12 protein-coding genes and 4 pseudogenes are annotated in these 22,599 nt (G+C 57.4%); 4 read left to right on the top strand and 12 right to left on the bottom strand.

The window, feature by feature from the left end; translation table 11 throughout:
* Positions 1-229: 229 nt before the first annotated feature.
* The gene (locus P0R31_RS36240; RefSeq protein ID WP_275519646.1) at positions 230-1,522 is read left to right on the top strand and encodes an MFS transporter; all 1,293 of its coding nucleotides are present in this window, start codon (positions 230-232) and stop codon (positions 1,520-1,522) included.
* Between the two features lie 76 nt (positions 1,523-1,598).
* Here the strand turns inward: P0R31_RS36240 and P0R31_RS36235 are convergent.
* From P0R31_RS36235 to P0R31_RS36200, 7 genes and pseudogenes are all read right to left on the bottom strand, one after another.
* A pseudogene (locus tag P0R31_RS36235) lies at positions 1,599-1,823 on the bottom strand (IS3 family transposase); the annotation flags it as partial.
* Positions 1,824-3,188, bottom strand: a pseudogene (locus P0R31_RS41175) (IS110 family transposase).
* Positions 3,189-3,422: 234 nt separating this feature from the next.
* A pseudogene (locus P0R31_RS36220) lies at positions 3,423-3,676 on the bottom strand (transposase); the annotation flags it as partial.
* A gap of 102 nt (positions 3,677-3,778) precedes the next feature.
* Positions 3,779-5,122 (bottom strand): LLM class flavin-dependent oxidoreductase, encoded by a 1,344-nt coding sequence (locus P0R31_RS36215; protein WP_275519641.1) that lies wholly within the window; start codon positions 5,120-5,122, stop codon positions 3,779-3,781.
* 707 nt (positions 5,123-5,829) lie between these two features.
* Complete coding sequence (locus P0R31_RS36210) at positions 5,830-8,295, bottom strand: CaiB/BaiF CoA transferase family protein (RefSeq protein ID WP_275519639.1); 2,466 nt, start codon at positions 8,293-8,295, stop codon at positions 5,830-5,832.
* A gap of 998 nt (positions 8,296-9,293) precedes the next feature.
* On the bottom strand, positions 9,294-10,076 hold the full coding sequence (locus P0R31_RS36205; protein WP_275519637.1) for an SDR family oxidoreductase: 783 nt from the start codon (positions 10,074-10,076) through the stop codon (positions 9,294-9,296).
* 160 nt (positions 10,077-10,236) lie between these two features.
* The gene (locus P0R31_RS36200; protein ID WP_275519635.1) at positions 10,237-11,523 is read right to left on the bottom strand and encodes an aminotransferase class I/II-fold pyridoxal phosphate-dependent enzyme; all 1,287 of its coding nucleotides are present in this window, start codon (positions 11,521-11,523) and stop codon (positions 10,237-10,239) included.
* Positions 11,524-12,294: 771 nt separating this feature from the next.
* On the opposite strand from P0R31_RS36200, the gene P0R31_RS36195 reads away from it, so the two are divergent.
* The 3 genes and pseudogenes from P0R31_RS36195 to P0R31_RS36185 form a co-directional block, all read left to right on the top strand.
* Complete coding sequence (locus P0R31_RS36195; RefSeq protein ID WP_275519696.1) at positions 12,295-12,822, top strand: ATP-binding protein; 528 nt, start codon at positions 12,295-12,297, stop codon at positions 12,820-12,822.
* 26 nt (positions 12,823-12,848) lie between these two features.
* Positions 12,849-14,035, top strand: a protein-coding gene (locus tag P0R31_RS36190; RefSeq protein ID WP_275519633.1) for an IS3 family transposase whose coding sequence is annotated in 2 segments (ribosomal slippage) — positions 12,849-13,101 and positions 13,101-14,035 — 1,188 coding nt in all. Because the reading frame shifts where the segments join, the coding sequence is not laid out codon by codon here.
* A gap of 27 nt (positions 14,036-14,062) precedes the next feature.
* Positions 14,063-14,158, top strand: a pseudogene (locus tag P0R31_RS36185) (ATP-binding protein); the annotation flags it as partial.
* Between the two features lie 624 nt (positions 14,159-14,782).
* On the opposite strand, the gene P0R31_RS36180 reads toward P0R31_RS36185, so the two are convergent.
* The 5 genes from P0R31_RS36180 to P0R31_RS36160 all read right to left on the bottom strand — a co-directional run bounded on the left by P0R31_RS36180 (position 14,783) and on the right by P0R31_RS36160 (position 21,760).
* Positions 14,783-15,031 carry an aminotransferase class III-fold pyridoxal phosphate-dependent enzyme gene (locus P0R31_RS36180; protein WP_275519631.1) on the bottom strand — a complete coding sequence of 83 codons (249 nt, stop codon included), beginning with the start codon at positions 15,029-15,031 and terminating at the stop codon, positions 14,783-14,785.
* Between the two features lie 27 nt (positions 15,032-15,058).
* Complete coding sequence (locus tag P0R31_RS36175; protein WP_275519629.1) at positions 15,059-15,790, bottom strand: hypothetical protein; 732 nt, start codon at positions 15,788-15,790, stop codon at positions 15,059-15,061.
* 547 nt (positions 15,791-16,337) lie between these two features.
* Positions 16,338-17,228, bottom strand: a complete 891-nt coding sequence (locus P0R31_RS36170) for a crotonase/enoyl-CoA hydratase family protein (RefSeq protein WP_275519628.1) — start codon at positions 17,226-17,228, stop codon at positions 16,338-16,340.
* A gap of 41 nt (positions 17,229-17,269) precedes the next feature.
* Positions 17,270-18,532, bottom strand: coding sequence for a diaminobutyrate--2-oxoglutarate transaminase (ectB, locus tag P0R31_RS36165; protein WP_275519694.1), 1,263 nt, complete (start codon positions 18,530-18,532; stop codon positions 17,270-17,272).
* 798 nt (positions 18,533-19,330) lie between these two features.
* Positions 19,331-21,760, bottom strand: a complete 2,430-nt coding sequence (locus P0R31_RS36160) for a CaiB/BaiF CoA-transferase family protein (RefSeq protein ID WP_275519626.1) — start codon at positions 21,758-21,760, stop codon at positions 19,331-19,333.
* Positions 21,761-22,599: the final 839 nt, after the last annotated feature.

Raw genomic sequence — 22,599 nt, 5'->3', positions numbered from 1 at the left:
AATGGGCACCGTTACCGTGGAATTTAGCGTTGCCGATCTGCGGCAAGAAGACTTTCACCTGGATTTACGTCCAAGACGCCGAAGTTCGGCAAGCAAGGACGATCAACACGAAAATTCGGCCGCGGAACTCGCATAAGCTGCGTTTCGATGACTGTTTCCCTTTTGACAGACGTGGGACGCCGGTCGGACAAATACTTTCGCAACAAGCGGGGGATAGCAAGAACTCCACATGTCTGATATGCCCAGGCTTTCGCGCCGCGCCTTTGCTATCCTCTTCTGCCTTTCAATAACTACCGCAATTGGCAACACTGGGTTGCAGTCAGTGCTTCCGTCGATCGGCCGCTCGATTGGCATCGCGGACTGGATGGTGGCGGCCATTTTCTCGCTCTCCTCCCTATTGTGGGCTGTGACCTCGCCGTTCTGGGCTCGTCAATCTGACCTGCGTGGCCGTAAGCCCCTCATGATCATCGGCCTTGCTGGGTTTGCGGTTTCCATGGTGCTCTGCGGCCTGGTGGTGAGCGCCGGCCTGGCCCACTTGACAACTCCCACGATCATCTTCGGATTTTTCCTCGTCTGTCGTGCCATCTATGGGCTCTTCGGCTCGGCCACCAGCCCAGCGAATCAAACCTATATCGCGGAGCGCACCTGCCCTGCCGACCGCACGCGCTGGATGTCCAGCATCGCTGGTGCTTCTAGCCTTGGCACCGTGGTTGGCCCAGTGCTGGCCCCACTTTTCATCATCGAAAGCTTCGGATACGCAGGGCCGCTGTACGCGTTTGCCCTGATCGCCACAACAATGCTGATTTTTGTCGCCCGCTATCTAGATGAGGCGCCGATCTTGCCGACGGAGCCACCGCTCCGGAGCGATAAGACGGCGCCTGGACCGCCGTGGCTCCGCTCTAACTTTGTCCCCTTCATCGCTTACGGCTTCCTGCTTTTCGTTTGCCAGAATGCGCTGGCACAGACGCTGGGTTTTCTTATCATCGACAAAACGAGCAAAGAGTTACCTCAGCTCCCATCCCCGGACTTGTTGCGCATAGCGCAAGGCCGTATCGCGATTGCGATGGTCTGCGGGGCTCTCGCCAGTTTGCTTGCGCTCTGGGCCCTCATCCCCATTCTCCGCATGACACCGAAAGCCCTACTGCGATGGGGTGCCGGGCTGGCCTCTCTCGGCAGCGTTTCGATCGCCCTCTCACCAGATTATGCCATCGCTATCCTGGGCTATGCCCTGGCGAGCCTCGGCTTCTCCTTGGCCCGACCGGGCTTCATGGTCGGCGCGTCACTTTCCGTTCCGATGAAAGAGCAGGCGCGCGTGGCCGGAGCTATTGGGGCGATCAGTGGTGTTAATGTGCTTTTCGCGCCGTTTGCGGTGAGCCTTTACGAGGTTTTCCCTGCCGGTCCGTTTCTCCTGGAGTCCGTTGTGCTCGCCGGCTTGCTTGCCTATGCTTGTCTCAGTCCAATGCTACGCAACGTGGGGAGCCGCGTCAGGGGCGAGGAGGTCAACGACGAACCTGCGCTATAGCCCCGCACCTGCGTGGCAAAGGCACTTGAGCTTTCACCGACACCGTAGGGTACCTTGCAACGGCGCTGCTGCAGTGCGCACCATAGGTGCGGTCGCTCGCCATGAAGCTTGCCTTCATCTTGCCGCCGAGCTCTTCGTCGCTGCGAGATCTAGCACTGGGCGAGCGATTCAGCCGGGCATGAAAGCCCGACCGCGACACCCCCAGCGCATCGCACAGCCATGCCACCGGCCAGGTCGCCCGGTGCTTCGCGATGACGACGAACTTCATGTCGCTTCCTTCGCGAAGAAGGCTGCGGCCTTCCTAAGAAACAGCCGGATTGGCGTCGCCCGGAATGGCCTGCAACACGAAGCCTAGCGATTTCGCCCGGCACTGTAGGTTTTCGAGGACACATCTACGATATTGCTGCTCATATTGGTCGGCGCCAGGATCCCTGTAGCTCATGCCGTGCCGGAGTGTGCTGTAGAATAAAACCGCAATCTTGCGAGCGCTCGCCGTCACGGCCTTAGATTTACCTGCACGTGAGGACAGCCGACGATAGAATGCTCCCAGCGCTGTCTCGCTCTTCCCCACGGTTGTGGCTGCCAACCGCAACAGCGCAGCTGCGCGACTTGAGGATCTCCGTGTGCGCGAGGACAGCATCTTGCCGCCGGAGATCTTGTTGCCGGGTGCGAGGCAGAGCCACGAAGTGAAGCGTTTGGCGCTCGGCCATGCCCTTAGATCCTTGCCGCACTCGCCGACGAGCTTCAATGCGAGCGACGGACCCAACCCATGGATCTCAGTCAAATCGGCGCCGAGCACGCCGTACAGTGCGGCCCTGACATCGAAGGTGGGGGTGTTGACCTGCTTGGTCGTTACGCGTGGCTTGGCTAGCTTTCCGACCGGTCTTGCTCCTTTGGTGTTCAATGCACTAATCAGGACTTCGAGCGTGCGATCACAGTCGAGCATCTTTGCCTGATAGACGTCGTAGAGCTCCAGCGATTGAGTCAACGCGAAGACATGTTCGTGGCGGTCATTGCCTACGAGTGCTGCGCGGATCGTCTCAATCGATGAATGGCAGCGCACGTCCCGATAGGTTGCCAGGACGTCCGGATTGCGTTCGCCTCCACAATGGCTCGGATGATCTGCATGCCGGTCGCGCCGGTGATATCGAGACAACATGATGGAGCTGCAGGTTCATTTCCATCAGGGCCTTCTGCATATGCTGGATATGGGCAGCGGCATATCCCACCAGCCGCTCCCGCTGGCGCAGATAGGCGCGCAGGGTTGCAATCTCGGCATCAGGTCGGAAGCTGCCGCGTAACAGACCGTAGGAATGAAGCTGGCGCAACATGCGGCATCGCTGACATCGCTTTTGCGCCCGGGCACGTTCTTGGCGTAGCGAGCATTGACCAGAATGACCTCAAACCCGCGCTGCTCCAGGATCTCGTAGACCGGAATCCAATGGACCCCGGTGGATTCCATCGCGACACTCGTCACGCCGCTCGCCTTAAACCAATCCGCCAGATGATGAAGGTCTTCTGTGAATGTGCCGAACGTGCGCACTGGTGTATCAGTGCAGGTTGGGTTCACCGCAGCCATGTGCATCTTTGATCCGATGTCAATAGCGGCGGCCCCGACGTTGACCAGTTTAAGTTCCGGGCGGTGGCCGGTCGTCCTCTTGGGCATTGGCAATCCTCCAAACAATGAGAGCGGGAGGGTCTGGGTTATGCCAATCGTCATCTTCCTAATCGGGATCGCCGCCGGAGCAGCGTCACCACTCCCAAGTCCGCATGCACCCATAGGCCACGTTTTTTAACGGGGATTCTGCCTCCAATAAGCTGACGGCCGCTACCCTCCCAGCCAAAAAGATAGCACAAGGCTGTTTCTACCCCGCGCGGCGCGCCACAACGCTGGACAGTTTTTTAGAATATCCCGCTCGGCCTTCAATTTGGCGACCTCGCGGCGCAACCGCTCGATCTCCTGTTGCTCAGGCTTCATCTGCCTGTGGCCGGGAAAGGCCTGCACCGGGTCAGAGCCGAACTCCTTGACCCACTTGCGCACCACATTCTCATGAACGTCCAGGTCGCGGCCGGCCTGCGCCACCAACCCCCGCGTTCCCTGACCAGCTTGACCGCCTCGATCTTGAACTCGCGACTGAACTTCCGTCTCTTCATCCCACCTCCGGCTCAATGAACACCTAATCTTGGTGTCCATCAAACCGGCAGCAGCTCAGACAGCGCTCAGCGCGCTCTGCCTCCAAGTAGCCAAAGCACGGCTTACGCCGCTCGTGTAAACTGATTGGGTGGCCTCTTGAGCCCCAGGTTTTCTCTAAGAGTCCGCCCGGAGCTTTCCGACCTAAACTTACCCCGTCGGCGCAGTTCAGGAACGACGAGCTCCACAAAATCCTTGAGCCCGCTCGGAACGATGGCGGGAATGAGGTTGAATCCATCGGCCGCATATTGATCGAAGGCATTGATCATGATGTCGGTTATCTCATCGGGCGTCCCGACCACCATTAGATGTCCGCGCGAATCCGATACTGAGCGGATCAGCTGTCTCCAGGTCATTCCTTGGCGCGCAGCTAGCTCGAGGAGCACCTTCTGGCGGCTCTGAATGAAATTCGTCTCTGGCAAAGTAGCGGGCACTAACGAGTCCAAATCGATCGCACGCAGGTCGGTAACGAACCCCAGCCACCGATCTGCCGTCTCCGTCATGACGCCTGCATGTGTATAGGACTGCAGTTTCTTAAGCTTATCGGAGGCCTCCTGCTTGGTCCTTCCGACAATCGGGACAATGCCCGGCATCACCAATATCTGGTCGTCTTTACGCCCCAGCCCACGAGCTTTCTGCTTTAGATCTGCGTAGTACTGCTTACTGCTTTCAAGCAAAGGCTGGGCTGTGAACACAACTTCGGCAAATTCGGCAGCGAATCTGACTCCGGCCTCGGATGAGCCAGCCTGCACGAGTACAGGATAGCCTTGGGGCGGCCGTGCGATATTCAGTGGGCCTCTGACCGAGAAATAGGCTCCCCGGTGATTGAGGAAGTGCAGCTTCGTCGTATCGGCGAAGATCCCGCTTTGCTTGTCACGAACGAAGGCGTCGTCTTCCCATGTATCCCAAAGCCCCTTCATGACACCTACGAACTCTCTAGCTCGCTCATATCTCTCGTCATGCTCTGGAATTTCCGCATCGCCAAAATTGGCCCCTTCGAACTTATTTCCGGAGGTAACGATATTCCAAGCAGCGCGTCCTTGTGAGAGGTGGTCAAGGGACGCAATCATACGTGCGAGATGATAAGGCTGGTGATACGTCGTGGTCGCCGTTGCAACAATGCCGATATTCTTTGTTCTTGATGAAAGAGCCGACAAAAGGGTGATGGGCTCAAACGCATCGTTTCGGCCTGCACGTGCTATGTTTTCATTATCTCGTTCGACGACACTTGGGCTATCTGGAAGAAACACGAAGTGAAATGCCGCGCCTTCGGCAAGTGCCGCAAGATGTGCATAATGCTCGATATCGACTCCGCCCGTCTTCGGCACGCTCGGATCGCGCCAAGCTCCCTCGATATATCCCGCCTGTAAGACGTATAGTCCGAGCGCCATTTGACCCTTACGCGCCATGCCGTACTCCTCTCTCAAACGCTTCTCATGTCAGAGCGACCGGCCCATCGGTCGACAATCTACATTCCACCTAAACACCGCACATGTTCTTTCAGAGCAGCAGGAGGCAACAAAGCAATCGAAGGAACGCTTCGCTCCGTACTGATTACGAGTCGCTGCTGTGCAAGCGCTGTTTATTCAGCTCTTGCAAAGCTATTCTGGAGGCGGTCTCACTCTTTTGCAGCAGACGTCGAAAGTATAGGTGACACGGGTACATATCGGGAGCAACAGCGAGCACTGGTAGTTGACTTCGGCGCCACTTTCATCTCGTCATGGCCTTGCCTCCGAATAGCAGCCGACCTCCAGACGTTCGACCTTACCAGTGTCGAGCGTGCAGAGGGTCGACCGCTCGGTGCGGTTCGAACCCACGGACGAGAACGATGTGTTTGTACTGTAGACCAGCCAGCAGATCAGTAAGTACGACCGGCGATCTTTGAGCCCGCTCCTCAGGCCAAGGTGGCAGTCGTTTCGCGCCAAGGCATGCGGATCTCCACATACTCTATCTAGCGCACGGCGCGCCAACCGACGCGAATAAATGCAAGTGCAACTGCGCTGTTATCAGACAATCCAGTCCGCCCTTGACCTGGAAAATTCTGTTACATCTGCAACTGCCTAACCATACACTTTTTCCTCAAACCTTCGGTGAGAGCCACACGTAAAACGCGAGGCTATATCGTCGATGTTTCTTGAGATCTTCGTCTTTCGCTCAGCTCCACCTCCGAGAGCATTCTCGTCCCGATGATGCCCTTCCTCTCGAGATCAGCGATTTCCGGCTCGCGGAGGCCTAAAAGGCCGGTCAGAATCTCCGTGTTATGTTCTCCCAGAACGGGTGCTGCTCGGCGGATCGAATGAGGCCGTGTGCGCTCACGAATCGGGATCGACGATTGCGCGTGCAGACCGATGAAAGCCCGTTCAAGGTCCTGAAAGAATGAACGATATCTAAGTTGCGGATCCTTTAGCAGGTCGATTGGCAGGCGCACGACGCCGGCTGCGATGCTCGCGGCCTGCAGCTGGAACATCGCCTGATCTGCATCACGTGTGCGCGTCCAGGCTTCGATTGCTCTATCGATCGTATCCTCCATCGAACGGCGGCGGTCCGCAACTTTCAACGAGGGGTCAGCAGCCCAGTCTTCTCGGCCGATCACGCTCGCAAGCCTCTGCCACATACCCGCGTCGGTCGCAGCCACTGCGATCCAGCCGTCTTCTCCGGCGCAGCGGAAGCAGCCGTGCGGCACAAACTGAGGATGCCGATTGCCGTACCTTGTCGACGTACCGCAAAGGGATTGGATAATGATCCATGGAGCAGCAAGCGGCATCATGCATTCGATCTGCGCGAGGTCAATAAACTGCCCCTGCCCAGTCTCGCGTGCGTGGATCAGTGCAACAAGAACTGCAGCGCAACCATTCAGACCGCCTATAGCATCCCCGAAAGCAACGTGGCTCATGACCGGCGGCCCATTGGCACTTCCGACCACGCTCGGCAATCCCGAGCCCTGCTCCAGCGTCGAGCCGTATGCCCGGCAATCGCGAAAAGCGCTGTTCTTGCCAAAGGCCGACATCGACATCACTACGAGGCGGGGGTTGAGCCTTCTCAGCACCTCGTAACCGAGCCCTAGCTTTGGCAGCACATCCACCGAATAATTGTCGACAACGATGTCGGCGCCCGCTATCAGCCGCTTAGCAAGGGTGAGGCCCTCGGGTCTGGTCAGATCGAGTGTGATGCCGCGCTTGTTTCGGTTCATCATGCAGAAACGCAGCGTCTTCTCGTACATCTGACGGTTTACGTAATCGGGCCGGCGATCGACACCGCGCCACCAGTCCGGGTATTGGATCGCCTCGATCTTGATCACGTCCGCGCCGAGGTCAGCAAGGGTCCGCGTACACAACGGGCCAGCCCAGCCCATGGAAAAGTCAATGACACGCGTCTTCAGCAAAGGTTGTTCGGGTGGACCACTGCAGCCGACGAACGTCGGCCCGCCTGTTGCGGAGTTCGATCGGCTATTCGTCAGAGCCTGCCGCTCGCCCGGACACGGAACCTTTCCGCCCCGGCGCGGCGGTGTCAGTGTAAGCCGCTGCATTGAGCCAGCCGTCAGCGCTCTTTCCTTGCCGAGCAGAATTGGAACGATTGCACTCCGCTCGATCTTCTCCTTATCCTGGAGAAGATCGGACATCGCTGGCACCGGTACAATCGGGATCTTGCGCTTTAGTCCCTGGGCGAACCACTGTAGCGCGGTCCGCTTCTTAAGCCTTGGGATGAGAAGTCGCTCGATCTGCTCCACATGGTTCAGACGGTCGGCACCTAGCACTAGAGCTGGATCGTCACGCAATTGAGCAAGACCGAGCATGTCGCAGAACGCACGCCACTGGGGCGGGGTTATTGTTGTGACGCCGAGCCACCCCTTTTTAGTTTCATAGATGCCTACTGGAAAATTAGGCCAGAAGCGATTGATGCCGATCCGGCGCATCACATCGCCGTGCTGAAATGCTTCAAATAGCTGATACTCGCTGAGCGAGATACATGCTTCGAAGATACTGAGCGAGTAAGACCGGCCTGCTCTAGTCTGCATTCGCTCAAACACTGACGAAGCCGATGCGATAAAGCCCCATAGACCCGCCAGGATACCGGCCTGGAAATCCGGCGCGTGCAAAGGAGGTCCTTCAACTGGCCCAACCAGCTTAATGAGACCAGCAAGGGCGCGAACGATCGAGTCGCTCGCATTGAACTCAGCATAAGGCCCGTCCTGCCCGAACCAGCTCACATCCAGGTAGATCAATGCGGGTCGCCGTTGTCGGATTGCGTTGACATCAACTGGGGCACAGTTGGCGCCATCGACATCACGGCCATCGACCAGAATGTCGCAATCCTCAATCAACAGCGTCAGTCGCTCGACCGCTCCTGGGTCGGCAGCATCGATGACGATACTTGACTTGTTGAAATTGAGGAACGCGAACCACGCGCTCTGGCCACCTGGGGTCAGCGGAGCACTGGAACGAAGTGGATCGCCGGTCGGCGGCTCGACCTTCCAAACCTCGGCGCCGAAGTCGGCAAACAGCCGCGCACAGTAGCTTGTCGCAGCTGAGCTACCAATTTCGACCACTCGCAGCTGCGACAACGCCTCTTTAGTTGCCTTCATTCTCTTCAGCCATAGTTATGCTTTGGAAGTTATCCGCCTGCGGATGCGGTGCCCGTAAGCATCGTTCCGGAGAGCCCGGTGCCGGACGCTTTCGAGTTATGAGAGCTAACAGACGACTTTCCCTATGCAAGTCTTTTGACCACCTGCTCGCCCTCTGATTCTCTGCCGACCTGCTGAACAGAAGCTCCGTCGAGCCAGCAAGGACTGTGCCGCCGCGCAATGTCTCCAACAATTTCGCTTCGACACGACAGGGGATGCTTTCGGCGTGACCTATCTCAAGCGGCGCGAAAGCGCAGCTAAAGGGTATGCGGGCTGATTAGTAAGGCGTGAAATGCACTCTCCGTTTCCCCCTGCGCCATCAGAACGCGTCGCTGTAGGAGATTGGGACGTAGGCCGCGCTACCGAGAGGAGATTCCCCCGGCGCGTTCCGCGCATTGAGCGGGCGAACGCTCTTCATCAGCAGTTCGAGAGTGCTAGGAAGGCAATGACCCCTGCTCCTCGCTCGATCACAGCCGGCTTGGGCCATCGGGATCCCGCCGCTGGTATGCCGAACCATAACATAGCAGTATCCTCGCCAATCCAATGCTGGACTTCAGCGTCTGAGGACACCAGGAAGTTCCTGCATGCTCAACGCGACATTCCTGTCCGGTAGAGCGCATAATATGCAGGAGCTCCGACACAAGCCTCGCGCCGCTCCTCCGGAGAGTACCGCGCCGGTCGCAAAATTGGAAGATGTTACACAAGTGGGATGCAGCAGCGCGTCATCGCTAATGCATTTCCGCGCTCGGAAAGCGATCAAGTCATCGTCGCTCGAAAGTATTCGCCCCGATTCCAAGTACGACTCTTTCTTCTGGAACGCATGGCACGGCGAAGTCGACGACGTCAGCGGCCGGAGAAGTTTGGTGCTTGCATCTTCGTAGACTGTTTTCGTGGCTGATCCCATGCGAACTCAATTTAGCGCATGAAGAACGCTATTGCGCCATAACAACGCTTACCAGCTACGCAGCGAACTCGCCACCCGTTATATCGATCGTCGCACCTGTAATAAAGCCCGCCCCCGGTGATGCCAGAAAGGCAGCGAGCTCCGCCACCTCTTCGGCTCTCCCAAAACGACCAACAGGAATACGGCTGAGGGCGGAACGGTTCACCGCGGCTTCCGCCGGCCCAGTTAGATCACTGAGAACCCGACCCGGGGCGATACAATTGACCGTAACACCGTATGGCGCGAGATCACGGGCAGCAGCGCGGGTTAACCCGACCAATCCCGCTTTCGATGCAGCATAATGCGGACCCGCGATCAACGGCATGGCGCGACCCGCCAGAGAGCCGACGTTGATGATGCGTCCATAGCCGTTTGAAATCATCGATGGTGCTAACAGACGCATTAGAAAGAACGGGCCGCTTAGATTGACATCGATGACTCTTGCCCATTCCTGAGATGACATTTGCGAAAGCCAAGGGACGTTCTGGTCCACGCGCTTTGGAGAAATTCCGGCATTGTTTACCAAAGCCGTGATTAGCCCCCACCGTCGCCGGATCTGGTCAACAAATCGGGTCACCTCAGTTTCCTGGGTGACGTCGACCACCCCCGCACATAGGCGCTCCTCCGAATAGCCAAGGCTTTCGAGCGCATGCTGCACGTGCTTGGGCTGTGTCGCCACGAAGGCTACTCGATAGCGATCCGCCAAGAACCGTCGCACGATCTCAAGTCCGATGCCGCGTGCTCCTCCAGTCACGAGGACAACGCCCGGATCACCTTCTCTCAGCTCTCCTGCTACCATGGTTCCGAATGTCGAAAGGAGCGCCTTTCGTTGCGCTCAGGAGGATGGCCTTCGAAAAGGAGCACCGTGTCCACCGCTAAATGAACGCTCATGTCCTCGTTGCAGGTGTACCTTATTGCAGCTGTTCTGCCTGGGGCCTCCCTGCTGGCGAGTGGTGTTATCATTGCGCTCCGGTCTTTGCTGCTTCGTCGAGCCTGGCCTGGGGTACTCTGTCTAAAATGCAGTTACACAGCCGTTCTATGTCGCCAATCTGATGATCTGCCGTAACACACACTCGAATGCCTGCCTTCCCTTGGGCAACGGTAGGGAAGAAGATCACGGAGGTGTAAAAGCCGGCGTCGAGAAGCTCTCGTGCCACTGCAATCGCCTTGGCTTCCGATCCGATAGAAAGCATTCTGATTGGAAGTGAACTGCCTTGCTCGACTGTCGTTACACGAGCGTCAAAAACCTTAATCCGTTGCCCTAACTGCTTCTGACGATCGCCAAGTTCTGCCGAGCGGTGGATTTTACAAGACGCCAGCGCCGCACCAACTGCCGCCAAATTGGGGGCCACCGAAAATGCATAGGGAATAGAGTAACGTCGAAACAGATCTTCCTGCTCGACCGTTCCTAGCATCAACATGCCGCCCGATGCTCCGAATCCCTTGGCCAGCGAGGCTGCTATGATTGTGCGATCGCCTAAAGCTTCCGGGAACTGAGTACGAGCAAATCCTTCCCCATGAGGTCCGAATAGCGATATTCCGTGAGCATCGTCGATATACAAAAAGAGCCCATAACGTTCCTGGAGTTCGCGCAGCTCCTTGATGGGCGCGTTTCCGCCCATCGAATAGACACCATCGCAAACATAGGCAACTACCGGATGTTTACGGCACAAGTCTTCAAGAGCGTCAATATCGTTGTGCGCAATGGTTTCCACGCGCGTTTCGTCCGCAACGACCGGCTTGTGATAGGCGAGCGAGAGGTGCGCGTTGCGATCAAATACGACGACCGGCTTCGTGCCGTCTGTCAACATGCCAGAAGCAAGAATGGGCATGGCTCCAAGATTAGCGAGCATGACGGTCGAAAAGGCGATCATACGCGCGCGGAACATTTCCGACAAATTGGCCTCGAGCTCTGCCAGGAAATCGAAATTAAGTCGGGTTCGTGCGCAAGACCAGTGCAGTGATCGGTGCGCCTCGATCGCGTCGATCGCGCCAGCTAGGATCGTAGGATGATTGTCCAGCCCCAAATAGGAACACCGTACAAAATCAATTATCTCCCGCCGACCATCAAGTGGACCGGTTCCTAGCGCAAATGCGCGTCCGGTCGTAGAACGTCCTTGAACAGCCATGAGACCAGCGTTGTGAGCCGCGTCAAAAAATGGCCTGCTCTTTTCGATGACGTACGCGGTGTTCCGAAAGTGCCCTTTCGGACGACCACCTTCGGAAGGCACGATCCGTTGCTTCATGTCGTTCTCCATTCCCTCAGCAGGCGTGCGCTCCAGGGCAGTGAAATCGAGTACAGTACGCGGTTTGGCAAAATCCGGCAGGCTCTCTACATATCCCGAGGAACGGCCTTCTCGCATCTTAAGAGATGCGAACTTACCCGTGGCAGGTCAATCTCGCAGCTACTAGACCAAATAGGACGGTGCAGTGCTCAACAGGCGTCGACTGAGCGCCGTCTTTAGAAATGAGCTGTCAAAGTCGCTGCTCGCGCGTTTTTGAAGCGCGCTGCATCGTTTTATCGGCACCTAACAGCCAGCGGCTCGGTCGGCGGCACTTTGAGAGGGAGTTTTCGCGCTGCCGTCCTTGATGCAGAATTATCACGACAGACTGTCGCATCTACGAGCGCACGCTACAGTGCCGCCCAAAATTCGAAGAGTCCAGAGATCGCTCGCACTAATAACGATCGCTACACTCTGTCTATACGCTTGCCCCGCTTGTAGTGACAGGATTCGCGCGAAGCCATTCTGATCTGCAAATACGCAAGCAACTAGATGCAAGGAAAAGTGTCGTAAAACGGCAGATTGCAACCGGCGAGATCCGCGCCAACACTTGTTGCGCCACGGCATCATCTGCGGCCGCGACTACTTCACTGGAGCAAAAGAGGCCATGCATACTCAACCGCCAAACCCGCGCACGGCTGATCGGAACTCGGCCTCAGCGGAATGGCCACAGCCTTCGAGTAGCAGCGCCGATTACCCGATCTCGAAGCCGTGCCGTTCGAAGATCGGATCGGCATGTTGGTCGACGGCGAAGCCGCCGAACGCGATACCAGGCGGCCCACCAGGCGCCTCAAGATCGCCGCATTGCCTCAGAATGCTTGCGTCGAAGACGTTGATCTGCGTACCCCGCGTGGCACCGATCCCGTCTTTTTCGCCAAGCTCGTCGAAGGCCGCTGCATCGATCGCCACGAGAAGTTGCTCGTCACGGCGCCACCGGCCTGGCAAAAGTTGTTAGCCTGTGCCCTCGGCCACAAGGCCTGCCGCGACAATCGCTCCGTCCTCTATCATCGCGTCCCAAGACTGTTCGAAGCCCTCGCGCTCGCTCGCGGGGACGGGCGCTACCCCCGGCTCCTCAAAAGTCTCGGCCTCGCTCAGCTTTTGATCTTGGACGATTGGGGCTTGCCCGTGCTCACTGCCGCCGAACGCCGCGACCTGCTCGAGGACCGCCATGGCCGCGCATCTATAATCGTCACAACTCAGCTCCCCGTGGACACCTGGAATGGAGCTGACCTGCCACTGAGTATTTCCTCCAGAAAGAGTTAGAGTCCGGCCCGAAGAAGGACGGACAGATGAAGCGTGCACGGTTCACGGAAGAGCAGATTATTGCGGTGCTGAAGGAGCATGAGGCGGGGGCGAAGACGGCCGATCTTGCTCGCAAGCACGGGATCTCCGAGGCGACGATCTACAATTGGAAGGCCAAATTCGGCAGCATGGACGTTTCTGAGGCGAAGCGGTTGAGGGCCCTGGAGGAGGAGAACGGGAAGCTGAAGAAGCTTCTGGCCGAGCAGATGCTCGATGCAGCCGCGCTTCGCGAGCTCCTTTCAAAAAAATGGTAGGGCCCGCCGCCAAGCGCGCTGCGGTCGCGCATCTGCAGGCCGTCATGAGCCTGTCAGAACGGCGGGCCTGCTCGATCGTGGATGCGGATCGGAAGATGATCCGCTATCGCTCCAGCCGCCCGCCGGACGCAGTTCTGCGTGACCGATTGCGGGATCTCGCCAACGAGCGGCGGCGCTTCGGCTATCGCCGCCTGTTCGTCCTGCTGCGGCGGGAGGGCGAGCCATCGGGAATCAACCGGATCTACCGGCTTTATCGCGAGGAAGGGCTCTCCGTCCGCAAGCGGCGTGCTCGCCGCAAGGCCGTGGGGACCCGGGCCCCGATCCTGGTCGAGGCCAAGCCAAATGCCCGCTGGTCGCTGGACTTCGTCCACGACCAGTTCGCCAATGGCCGACGCTTCCGCATCCTCAACATCGTCGACGACGTCACCAAGGAATGCCTGGGCGCCATTCCGGAGACGTCGATCTCGGGGCGGCGCGTGGCCCGCGAACTCACGGCGGTCGTCGAGCGACGCGGCAAGCCAGGAATGATCGTGTCCGACCATGGCACCGAGTTTACCTGCAACGCCATGCTGGCTTGGTGCAAGGACGCGGCCATCGACTGGCACTTCATCGCACCGGGAAAGCCGATGCAGAACGGCTTCGTCGAGAGTTTCAACGGCCGGATGCGCGATGAGCTACTCAACGAGACCCTGTTCTTCGATCTCGACGACGCCCGCGCCAAGATCGCCAATTGGGTCGCCGACTACAATCTCCAGCGGCCCCACTCGTCGCTGAAATACCTGACCCCCGCGGCCTACGCCGCCCACCTCACCGCAACGGACGATCGGCTACGCAACCCCGACCAGCTCCGCCGATCGTCCGTTGCTCCACCCGCGCCACTTGGCGTACAAAACCCCGAGACTCTAACTGCCGCTGGATGAAAATCCAGTGGCAGGTCAGAGCCATAGGACCCCACGGTCGCTGACGCGATTCTCGATCGCCTCGTCCATAACGCCCATCGCCTCGAGCGCTCCGGTGAAACCATGCGGAACCGCAGCGCCAAAACCATCGCCCTTGACGGGCAGCCGCTGACCCCTGGCTCTATTCCCCATCGGCCGAAGCGGGGTGCTTACGATCGTCTGAATTTGGCGCTCACCATCGTCCCGAATCGATCCTCACAATTTGTGAAATTCGCAATAGCTCGAGCAATCTCGTCTCGAACAACACCGCCAGCTCGCCAAGGTTTGCCAAAGCCGCATGATCTGGATGCTTCATCGCGGTAAGAGCAGCTATTATAGACAGAGCATTGGCCGAAAACCTTCCGCCTTGGGGAAGTGGAGGTCGCCCGCTGAGGTCTCGATCGCCTCGTCCATCACGCCACCGCCTCCAGCTCTCCGGTGAAAGCATGCGAAAACACAGCGCCAAAACCATCGCCATTGACGGGCAGCCGCTGACTCCTGGCTCTATTCCCCATCGGCCGAAGCGGGGTGCTTACGATCGTCTGAATTTGGCGCTCACCATCGCCCCGAATCGATCCTCACAATCCGTGAAATTCGCAATAGCTCGAGCAATCCGGTCTCGAACAACACCGCAAGCTCGTCAAGGTTAGCGACAGCCGCATGATCTAGATGCTTCATCGCGGCAAGAGCAGCTGTTATAGACAGACGATTAGCCAAAAACCTCCGGCCTTAGGGAAGTGGATGTCTGCTCGCTGAGGCGTCGAATACTCTCATCACCCTTTCCCGGCCTCCGATTGCTCCAATTGGCAAACCGCCGGCGATGATCTTGCCCTTTGCGAGGAGGTCCGGAACAAGGCCATACAAGGCGGAAGCCCCCAGGAGACTCTGCCGGCGATTCATAACCTCATCAGCAATGACTAGAATGCCGTTCTTGCGGGCTGTATCCCGAACCGCTGCAACCTCAGCGTTAATAGCCACACGGCAGCGGTGACTTATTGCCTTTCTTTAGAAATGTAGTGCCGAGACTCCCCAGCACAATGGCACCTCGCTCTTCTCCTGGCGATTGACAAGACCTTCCAACTCTTCACCAGTTAACCAGGCAAGTAGGTCATCGGCCACAATATCCTCTTTTACTAGATGCAGCACCGACCCGCCCGGCTCGCAATGCAAATGTCCGTACTGCGCAAGAACGCCCTTAGACAGTAGCCAGCGCTCTGGAAGTCCAACGAGGAAGTCGGGAGCCCACATTGAGAACGACACGCCACGCAATACCGCAGCCATGATCTCAGGCATGCGCTGTCCTCGAAAGTCTTTGCGTAACCAGAAGTCCCCGTGGTACGCTACTTTTCCATTGATCTTCTTCGCACTTGGGGCAGTGCAACTACAGCGATCCTCAGGGTGCGCCTGTGTCGCAGGATCAGCATAGAATGCCTTCAGCGATTCAAGATGCTCTGCAAAATTGCTGTGCGAAAGGTCAAACAGCCGCGCAGCCTGCACGAGCGCGACTTCATCGTTCTTGTCGAGGCCGATCATCCAGTATCCCTCACCTGGTCTAATCGGCGAGCGATCCGGACGGAAAGTTGGATATGTCGGCGCTTTAGTCGGAAGCGCTTTTGTAATCGATACATATTTGTGAAAATCGAACCCGATTGAAAGCTTGATACCTTTCTGGGCAGCGGCTTCATCATATCCTCGAAGGAAGCGCGAGACGTTCAAAGGGTTAACTAGGCGTTTCATCTGCAAACTATCCTGTTGTGATCAGCCGCGCCACAGACTGAACGGCAAGTTCACCGTATAGGCTGGCCATAGATCCAGGCCACTACCAACTCCGGTAAGGACGACGGAGAACGAGGAAATGGAGTTGTACTAGCATCAGGCGAGCTACGACATGACTCGCCGGTGCACATGTCAATTCGGGCAATCGGCTACGCCGATGATGTGTCAGAGCCCACCTCAAATATGCGGCTTTGACCACCGGCATACGCGAGAACAACGGCATTCCAGCGTTAGACTGCTACAGCACTATCCTTCCGAGCATAGAAGCTTTGTGAAAGCGCTTTGTTTTGCGACGGCGGCGCATGAGATCCGGCTGAATTCAAAGACAATCAATCGCGGGCCCGCAGCTCATCTGTTTTGGAAGCCGAGCGCGCTGTTCCGTTGATCGAAAGGCCTGCTTAAGCTTCAGTCCAAGGGGTGTGTCACTCTTTTCCTGACCGTTTTATTCAAGCGTCACGTGTAGAAGGCGGTCGAGCAGTCACGAGGCCTAACAACGAAAGACCAATGGTCATCGGTACTCGCGCTCAGTCCACCATGGAAAGAAGTCCGGCAAATCGGCCGGTACCCTGTCTTTGAACACCGCCGGCCGCTTTTCCAGGAACGCCATGACGCCTTCCTTGGCGTCGGCGGAGCGGCCGCGCGAATACATGCTGCGGCTTTCGATTTTATGGGCTTCCATCGGATCATCGGCGCCCAACATGCGCCACATCAGCTGCCGAATCATCGTGATCGAGACTGGCGAGGTCTTATCGGTGATTTCGTGGGCGAGGGCACGCGCGGTCGGCAATAGTCGATCGGCACGCACGATCTTGCTAACCAGGCGGCCGGCAAGCGCTTCCTTCGCCGTAAATATCCGCCCAGTGTAAGACCACTCGAGAGCCTGCGCTATGCCGACGACGCGAGGCAAAAACCAGCTAGAGGCCCCTTCTGAGACCAAGCCACGCTGGGAGAATACAAATCCGAAGCGTGCAGCGTCTGACGCGATCCGAATGTCCATCGCAAGCTGCATGGTTACGCCCATGCCGACGGCAGGTCCGTTCACAGCAGCGATCACAGGCTTGAGAGACCTGAAGATTCGCATAGCGATCTTGCCGCCTCCATCGCTGACTGAGGGATCGCTGTAATCCACCCTGCCATCGGGCAGCCGCTTCACTGGCCCGCGCCGCACGTCACGATCGAACGTATCGGCTCCAAGGGAAAGGTCGGCGCCAGCGCAGAAGCCGCGGCCTTCGCCGGTCACAATTATCGCGAGGACGTCACTGTCTGCGTCGGCACGGTCGAAGGCGTCTACAATTTCGCGCTCCATAAGGAAATTGCACGCGTTTAGCTTCTCCGGCCGATTCAACGTAAGCGTGAGGATTCGCTCGGCAATCTCATACTTGATCGTCTCGTACGCCATAGAATTCTTTCACCTATTGGAGACCCAGGTCTTGACCCAGGTCACGATGGCTTAGTCTGTTTCAGCGCTTCGTCCAATGAATGCTCGAATATCTCGAGACCATCATTCAGTGTTTCAGAGTCGATCGTGAGTGCAGGCAGGAATTTAATAACCTGATCGACAGGTCCGCATCGCTCAACAATCAATCCTTTTTCGAAGGCCTTGCATGCGGTAGTTTTCGCAAGTTCTGGCACTTCACAATCAAACCCCAAGGCCATTCCGCGTCCTCGAACAGAAAATCTGTTTCCATACTGGTTAGCTATGGCCTCAAGCCGATGTCGCATAACTTCTCCCGTTCGCTGAACTCCGTGTGAGAAGATATCGTCCCGCCAATATAGATCTAGTGCCGCCGTTGCAGATACGAGCGCGAGGTTGTTTCCTCGAAATGTGCCTGTGTGCTCGCCCGGCTGCCATGCGTCACACTCCTCCTTGATCAACAACATGGATAGCGGCAGACCGTAGCCACTCAGCGATTTCGACAGAACGACGATGTCTGGCGACAAATCTGCGAACTCGAAGCTAAAAAACTCGCCTGTGCGACCACAGCCCATCTGAATGTCGTCAACTATGAACAGCGCGCCCGCGTTCGTCGCAATAGTTTGGATCGACTGCAGCCACTCTTTGCGCGCTACGTTTATGCCGCCTTCACCCTGAACGGTTTCGAGAAGAATGGCGGCTGGACGATCAAGGCCACTGCTCTCGTCTCTTAGCAATTTTTGCAAATATTCCGCTGCATCGACGTCCGGCCCAAGGTAACCATCGTAAGGCATGAAAGTTACGCCTGACAAGGAGACGCCGCTGGCTGTGCGATAATAACGATTACCGCTCGCGGCAATCGCTCCTAAGCTCATTCCATGGTAGCCATTCGTGAAAGAGATTATATTCTGGCGTCCTGTTACTTTGCGCGCGAGCTTTATTGCTGCCTCGATAGCATTGGCGCCGGTCGGCCCTGTAAATTGCAAGCGGTATTGCAGATCACGTCTTCGAAGTATGAGAGAGTTGAAAGTCTCCATGAACTCGAGCTTCGCAGGAGTGGCCATGTCCAGGCCGTGGATTACGGCATCCGATGCTAGGTAGTCGGCAATAGCAGCTTTGATCCGGCGATTGTTATGGCCGTAGTTGAGAGTTCCAGCACCGCAGAGGAAGTCGACGACCTTTCGGCCATCCTCCGTTAGCATGATTGAGCCGCACGCTCGGGAGAAAATGGCTGGAAACGAACGTGAATACGCGCGCACGCGAGATTCCAGCGCTTCCAACGTTTCCATGTTGCGTGCGACGCTTGTCGCTCCAGCCATGTGCCTCCCTCCAACAAGCGAGTGGTTAAACGAATGGCCAGGCCTAACTAGCATCATCACGCTCTTCGGAGGCCTTCCTCGCAGGCTAACTACCTGAGAGGGGGCAACAAAGAAGCTACCAGGGCTTGTAGGGGCGCTGTGGGCCAGAGCCTGGCATGACTTGTCATTTAACCGATGCTTTCAACTTCGGACAATTGGACCATCTTCATGAAAAGTCGCCCTACAAGCACGAGGTCGCCATGCGTGGTTACATCGTTTTACGGCCGGCCTAGTCATCCCCTGAAGCGGCGAGATTGCGACTGCAAGCCCCGGCTGTTTATATGAACAAAGCCCTGAGTTTCTGAAGTCGCTGCAAGCTCAGTTGCTCAACCAGACAAAGGTCCACGCCGCAAGGCGCCTCATCCGTACGCATGCGCTTCCGCAACAGCGTGCATTGGCGGAGATAAGATCGATGTCTTGTGACCGCCGATGTTGTGGCGCGAGCGGCCGCTCGTGTCCTTTCTTCGCCCGTTTCGTCAAGGCGCGGGCGGTTGATCAAAAGCGCTTCGGCAATCGAGCAAAACGGCACATGGCATCGGCCGCCTCAAGGCTCCGCCGCGGACCTCTTCCAAGTGGGTTGTGACATCCATCGCCGGCACATGTGCGAGCAGCATACGAAACGGGCTTTGCAGAAGACGTGTATGACGGACGGCCGCTCCAGCAAGCGTCAGTGTTCGTGATTCGTGGTATCGCGTGCAGTCCTCTCAATACAAAGTGGGTCCAGCACGATCATGTATTTGTGAGTTCCGCCTCGGAAAGCATCGACGTACCAATAATTCGATCCCTGGCCAATTGCTCGATCTCGGTATCGGAGAGCCCGAGAAGCCCCGATAGGATTTCTACGTTATGTTCTCCGAGGGTTGGTGCCGCCGAACGGATCGGATAGGGGGTCGCGCCCTGACGAATTGGCATCGACGGCTGCGGGTGCACTCCTAGGAAGGCGCGGTTCACTTCCTGCAGAAATGAGCGCGAGCCGAGATGCGGGTCCTTGAGCATATCAATTGGCAGGCGGGCTGTACCCGCCGCAACCCTTACCGCCTGCAGCTCAAACATGGCCTGATCCGCATCGCGGGCGCCGGTCCAGATTTCGATACTTCTGTCGATATCATCCTGGATGGCACGGCGGGCTTCGGGTGACTTCAGAGCTGGGTCCTTGGCCCAGTCCGGTCGGCCGATAAGGGTGGCAAGTCTCTGCCACATGGCGGCGTCCGTAACCGCTACCATGATCCAGTTGTCCTCACCCGCACATCGGAAACAGCCGTGTGGAACGTGCTGTGGATGCCGATTTCCATACTTGGTCGGCGGCATACCACTGATCGAGTGAACCGTCATCCATGGGGATAGGAACGGCATCATGCATTCGATTTGCGCCAGATCGATGAATTGGCCTTGCCCGGTCTTGCGGGCGTGAAACAACGCGACCAGAACTGCAGCGCAGCCATTCAACCCGCCAACGGGATCGCCAAAAGCGATGTGGCTCATGACCGGCAGGCCACCGGCGCTCCCGATCACGCCAGGAAGTCCTGAGCCCTGCTCAAGAGTCGAACCGTACGCCCGGCCCTCGCGATGGACGCTGTCCGTGCCAAAAGCCGACATCGACATCATGACCAGCCGAGGGTTGAGGGTCTTGAGCACCTCGTAGCCAAGCCCCAGTTTCGGCAGCACGTTGACTGAATAATTGGCGATGGCAATATCGGCTCCTTCCAACAACCGCTTCGCAAGGGCAAGGCCCTCCGGACGCTTCAGATCGAGCGTCATGCCGCGCTTGTTGCGGTTCATAATGCAGAAGCACAGCGCCTTTTCGTACATCTGATCTTCCAGGTAGCCAGGGGGCCTATCAACGCCACGCCACCAATCCGGATATTGGATCGCCTCGATCTTGATGACATCCGCACCAAGGTCAGCCAGTGTGCGCGTACATAATGGTCCTGCCCAACCCATCGTGAAGTCCACCACGCGGACCCCTTGCAAAGGGAGCGAGTAGGTATCGGCAAAACCTGGCAATGATCGCGGAATGCTCGGCTCGGCTGGTCGTACATCACCACGACGCTGTTGTTCGCCCACCTCTGCAACCTGTCCTCCCGGACGTGGCGGTGTCAACGTCAGCCGCTGCATCGAGCCCACGGTCCTTCCCACCTCTTCGCCAAGGCGAACCCGCACGACTGCACCGCTGGCTATCTTTTCTGCATCCTTGAGCAAATCCGACACTTGCGGCACTGGAACGATTGGCAATTTGCGTTTCAGTGCTTCTGCAAACCACTGTTGGGCCGTCCGCATCTTCAGCCTCGGGATCAACTGTCGATCGATATGATCCATGTGCTGCAGACGACCTTCATTAGAGGCAAGATCTGAACGATCCCGTAGGTCAAGGAGGCCAAGCATGTCGCAGAAGTCGCGCCACTGTTTTGGAGTTACGGTTGAAACGCCGAGCCAGCCTTCTTTTGTGTCATAAATGCCGACCGGGAAGTTCGGCCAGAAGCGATTTACCCCGATTCGACGCATCACATCGCCGCGGGCAAAGGCCTCGAACATCAGATACTCGGTCGGAGCGAGAAGCGCTTCGAAAATGCTGAGTGACCACGACCGAGCCCCCCTGCCCTGCATTCGCGCAACCGCCGAAGAAGCCGCCGCGATGAAGCCCCATAGACCAGCTAGGATACCCGCCTGAAAATCAGGGGCGTGCGACGGCGGGCCTTCGGGCGGTCCGACCAGCTTTACGAAACCGGCTAGTGCGCGCACCGTAGAATCAGTCGCGGCAAATCTCGCATACGGCCCCTTGTCGCCGAACCAGCTAGCTTGGAGATAGATCAAGCCGGAGTATTGTTGCCGGATGGCAGCAATATCAATGGCCGGGCAGTCAGCGGCATCAACATCGCGTCCATCGATCAGAATGTCGCACTCTTCAATCAATGCCGTCAGCCGTCTGATCGCATCTGGGGCAGTGGGATCAATGATAACGCTGGACTTGTTGAAATTCAGGAATGCGAACCATGCGCTCTGCCCCCCGGGCGTAAGTGGCGCGGTTTGGCGAAGTGGATCACCTGCCGGCGGCTCGACCTTTTGAACATCGGCGCCGAAATCGGCGAACAACCGCGCGCAATAGCTGGTCGCGGCTGAGCTACCAATTTCGACGACCCGCAGATCGGATAAGGCTTCCATCGAGAACTCTAATTTCGGGCGATGGTGACGCTTCGAACGTGATCGGCCGCCGCCTACCGTGAGCGCGGCCTCCCCTATTGTTTACGGATGTGAGAGTGAACCACTAGCCGACGCCCGACATAACTCCATGTGGATCAATGACGTTCCAGATCCTGAGCAGTTTGTCGCTGCGTCTTTGGCCGATGGATCTAAGCCGCCTTTATTCCAGTAGAAACCTTTGCTCTTTCATCAGCCACGGGCTCCATTTCATCAAAGCCGCAATGCCAACTCGATATTTAACAATCTCACGCATACTCAATGGTTTGCGAAAATGACTAAACCATTGATTTCAGCGCTCGGACAGCTACCAAATCAGATAGAGATGAGGCCCGCAGCAAGCGCCTGGTAATCAGGCCAACTACATCGCGATGCAGTTAGAAATACGGGCGAGGCAACCTTGAGCTTTTCAAGATCGGCCGGGCGTACTTCACGACGCGGCGGCATGTCGAAGCGATGATGGAAAAGTGTCGGCTTCGAATCTCAGGCTCCCACCGAAATGCGGGGTTGACGGTTTAGGCGATCAGATGAGACATCGGGCAGCGCTTGCGGCAGTGAGACTCAGCATTGAGAAATTAAAGGCAGCCCGAAGGAAGAGATAAGAAATTGGCGCGCATCCCCCTCCAAGCCCGGCTGAAGAACGTGCCGCGTTCAAAGGACGACCGCGCTCGTCGAAAGTCGTTCGTGAAGAACCGCCGCGGCGCCGGGCTTAGGCGATATTTAGCGCCGGGATGATCTCGAGGAAGGCTCGGATGATGGCACGAAAGAGCTCTGCGAGCCATCGCAGGAGCAAGCCGAAGTTG

It is taken from the genome of Bradyrhizobium yuanmingense, assembly GCF_029167105.1.
Classification (GTDB): Bacteria; Pseudomonadota; Alphaproteobacteria; order Rhizobiales; family Xanthobacteraceae; genus Bradyrhizobium; species Bradyrhizobium yuanmingense_A.
This window is presented reverse-complemented; position numbering and strand designations above follow the sequence as displayed.

Excerpts from the sequence above, each read along its gene's own strand:
- P0R31_RS36240 (WP_275519646.1), top strand. The coding sequence starts at position 230 with ATGTCTGATATGCCCAGGCTTTCGCGCCGCGCCTTTGCTATCCTCTTC.
- P0R31_RS36215 (WP_275519641.1), bottom strand. The coding sequence starts at position 5,122 with ATGGCGCGTAAGGGTCAAATGGCGCTCGGACTATACGTCTTACAGGCG.
- P0R31_RS36210 (WP_275519639.1), bottom strand. The coding sequence starts at position 8,295 with ATGAAGGCAACTAAAGAGGCGTTGTCGCAGCTGCGAGTGGTCGAAATT.
- P0R31_RS36205 (WP_275519637.1), bottom strand. The coding sequence starts at position 10,076 with ATGGTAGCAGGAGAGCTGAGAGAAGGTGATCCGGGCGTTGTCCTCGTG.
- P0R31_RS36200 (WP_275519635.1), bottom strand. The coding sequence starts at position 11,523 with ATGAAGCAACGGATCGTGCCTTCCGAAGGTGGTCGTCCGAAAGGGCAC.
- P0R31_RS36195 (WP_275519696.1), top strand. The coding sequence starts at position 12,295 with ATGTTGGTCGACGGCGAAGCCGCCGAACGCGATACCAGGCGGCCCACC.
- P0R31_RS36175 (WP_275519629.1), bottom strand. The coding sequence starts at position 15,790 with ATGAAACGCCTAGTTAACCCTTTGAACGTCTCGCGCTTCCTTCGAGGA.
- P0R31_RS36170 (WP_275519628.1), bottom strand. The coding sequence starts at position 17,228 with ATGGCGTACGAGACGATCAAGTATGAGATTGCCGAGCGAATCCTCACG.
- ectB (WP_275519694.1), bottom strand. The coding sequence starts at position 18,532 with ATGGAAACGTTGGAAGCGCTGGAATCTCGCGTGCGCGCGTATTCACGT.
- P0R31_RS36160 (WP_275519626.1), bottom strand. The coding sequence starts at position 21,760 with ATGGAAGCCTTATCCGATCTGCGGGTCGTCGAAATTGGTAGCTCAGCC.